Genomic DNA, 2,623 nt, shown 5'->3' with positions numbered 1-2,623 from the left:
CATCGCACAATGGCCCGAACGTATCCGTTCCTATTTCCAGCACCCTCATGCCGCATACGCGGCTTAGCGAAGCTATTTAAGGGCCGGGTTAATAAACTGATTGGTGATGAACTGGCGTCTTGTCGTTAGCGCAGGCCGTATCTATAACTGCCAGCAGCGGAACGACACATGGACCGGATCGGTGTTATCGGAGCGCTTGCTGTGATTCAAAAAACCACCATTCCAAAAAGCATCTGGGCACTCGGCTTCGTCAGTCTGCTGATGGACGTCTCTTCTGAACTGATCCACAGCTTGCTGCCGGTCTTCCTCGCCACAGCGCTGGGTTTGTCGACGCTAACCATAGGTCTAATCGAAGGAACGGCCGAAGCGACGGCACTGATCGTCAAGGTATTCTCTGGTGCTGTGTCGGATTGGTGGGGAAAGAGAAAGCCGTTGGCGCTGGTGGGCTATGGGCTGGGCGCGCTCTCAAAGCCGCTGTTCGCATTGGCGAGCAGTGCTGGGTTGGTCATCGCAGCGCGCCTAATCGACCGGGTAGGCAAAGGAATTCGCGGCGCTCCGCGTGATGCGCTGGTGGCCGATCTGGCGCCTCCTGAGATCCGGGGCGCCGCCTTCGGACTACGTCAATCACTTGATACCATCGGTGCCTTCGTAGGGCCGGTATTGGCGATGGGTCTCATGCTGTTGTGGGCGAACGACTTCCACGCTGTATTCTGGGTGGCGGTCATCCCGGCTTTCCTTGCCGTGGCACTACTGTTCTACGGGGTAAAGGAACCTGATCACTCGCCGGACAGGAAACGCATCAATCCGATCAAACGAGAGAATCTCGCGCGACTGTCCACAGATTATTGGTGGGTGGTCGTTGTAGGCGCAGTATTCACCTTGGCACGCTTTTCCGAAGCGTTTCTGGTACTGCGTGCGAACGAAGGGGGGCTGCCACTTGCTTATACCCCGCTCGTGCTGATCGGCATGAACGCCATCTACGCGGCAGCAGCCTACCCCTGCGGAAAGTTAGCCGATTCAATGTGTCATCACCGGCTCTTGCGCTGGGGCTTGCTCGTGCTGATCGCCGGCGATGCAGCGCTGGCAATCAGCAATCACTGGACTTGGGTATGGGCAGGAATCACGCTGTGGGGTATGCACATGGCGATGACACAGGGTTTGCTCGCCACGATGATTGCCGATACAGCGCCGATTGAGTTACGCGGAACGGCTTTCGGCTTCTTCAACCTCGTTTCAGGCATCGCCATGCTGTTTGCCAGTGTCCTCGCCGGATTGGTGTGGGAGTTGCTAGGCGCCAGATTTACCTTCGTCGGTGGTGCTTGTTTCGGTGCCCTTGCGCTGCTGGCGATGCTGTGGCGCGGGAAGGAATGAGCATCGAGGATGCCCATTGAAGACAATTCTCCCCGACTCGTTAATACAGACTTGAATGAACTTACGGAAATCTGGACGAAATGATTAACAGGCGTGGCTCCAATTACGGCGATCAATGCCACCAACTCCGAACCGCCGCCACGCACTATTTCTTTCTGAAGATCAAGGCTGCTTTCCCCGGTAAAGCGCGATGAACCTTTTATAATGGATTGGTGACTATGCTGACTGCAATTAGCAGCCACCATCTTGAAGTACCTTACGTAATGCGGCAATAAAACCGACCTTGAAAACTGCACGCTTCGTCCTGGTAGAAACAACGCGCCCATACTCGTCTGCCTCCCAACCTTCATCTTCTAGATGCTGATCGCTAATGGCGTGCGCCAACGCCTCTTTCTCCACGTCGCTAAGCCCGAATGAGGCTGGGATGACCTGAGCAACTTGCGCCTCAACTCCAGCCGATAGCGTTATCGCTTTGGTTCGTCGGTCCACTACGAATTCCGTATTGCTTTTCAGGACGGCCAGTTCTCGCCGCAGTTTGGTATTCTCAGCAAGGGCGGCTCCCACAATCGAGCGAATAGCCGGGTCTGGAATTTTCGAAAGCAACTCACTGTAGTCGAACCCAGAGGTTCGCTTGGCCGGTTTCTTGAGCGCGCCACCAGTGTGCGAAGCCCACGCCTTAATGAGTGTTTGAAAATCGCATCCGGTCTTGTTGTGGATGGTGGACTTTGCAGGCCCACCACGCTCAACGGAAAGTCGGGAAATCGTGGCCACCGAAAAATCCTTGCTACCGCGTTCAAATTGCTCCCGGCAAACCGCATGAATAATTTCAAGGTTGCGCTTCTTGCGCGTTACCGCGTTCTCAAACAGGTTGGCAAACAAGTCATCAGGATGCATCTGAACGCTCCCCGGCTGAATCACCAATCGTGCCAGCCTCAAAATCATACGTTAGCGCCTTCAATGCCTCCTTGCCGGATACACCTTGTAGGACTGAATCAAAATCACCACCTACAAGCCCTAGCTCGGCCAATTGCCGGTGCCCTTCGACAAATTCCACCGCCGAATCGAGAGACCCTGCACGGGCCTTTATAAGCTTCATAACCGCGTTCCCGGCGATGTGCTGTTGCTCTTCATTCAGCTTGTAGAAAATCGGCGCCCTACCATTATTAACCCGGCCCTTAAATAGCTTCGCTAAGCCGCGTATGCGGCATGAGGGTGCTGGAAATAGGAACGGATACGTTCGGGCCATTGTGCG

General features: G+C 55.0%; 3 protein-coding genes. 1 reads left to right on the top strand and 2 read right to left on the bottom strand.

Going from position 1 to position 2,623, the window contains the following annotated elements:
* Positions 1-168: 168 nt before the first annotated feature.
* Positions 169-1,371 (top strand): MFS transporter, encoded by a 1,203-nt coding sequence (locus BO74_RS20860; protein WP_496445293.1) that lies wholly within the window; start codon positions 169-171, stop codon positions 1,369-1,371.
* A gap of 231 nt (positions 1,372-1,602) precedes the next feature.
* Here the strand turns inward: BO74_RS20860 and gmtX are convergent, their stop codons facing one another.
* Both gmtX and BO74_RS20850 read right to left on the bottom strand, forming a co-directional pair.
* Positions 1,603-2,265 carry a gamma-mobile-trio protein GmtX gene (gene gmtX / locus BO74_RS20855; RefSeq protein WP_496445291.1) on the bottom strand — a complete coding sequence of 221 codons (663 nt, stop codon included), beginning with the start codon at positions 2,263-2,265 and terminating at the stop codon, positions 1,603-1,605.
* Positions 2,255-2,623: hypothetical protein (locus tag BO74_RS20850; protein WP_496445289.1), on the bottom strand; the 369-nt coding region annotated here is incomplete at its 5' end. The genes gmtX and BO74_RS20850, both read right to left, overlap by 11 nt.

Source organism: Propionivibrio pelophilus DSM 12018 (assembly GCF_059569095.1).
This window is presented reverse-complemented; position numbering and strand designations above follow the sequence as displayed.

Bases quoted from the DNA above. Each gene is read 5' to 3' on its own strand.
- gmtX (WP_496445291.1), bottom strand. From the start codon at position 2,265: ATGCATCCTGATGACTTGTTTGCCAACCTGTTTGAGAACGCGGTAACG.
- BO74_RS20860 (WP_496445293.1), top strand. From the start codon at position 169: ATGGACCGGATCGGTGTTATCGGAGCGCTTGCTGTGATTCAAAAAACC.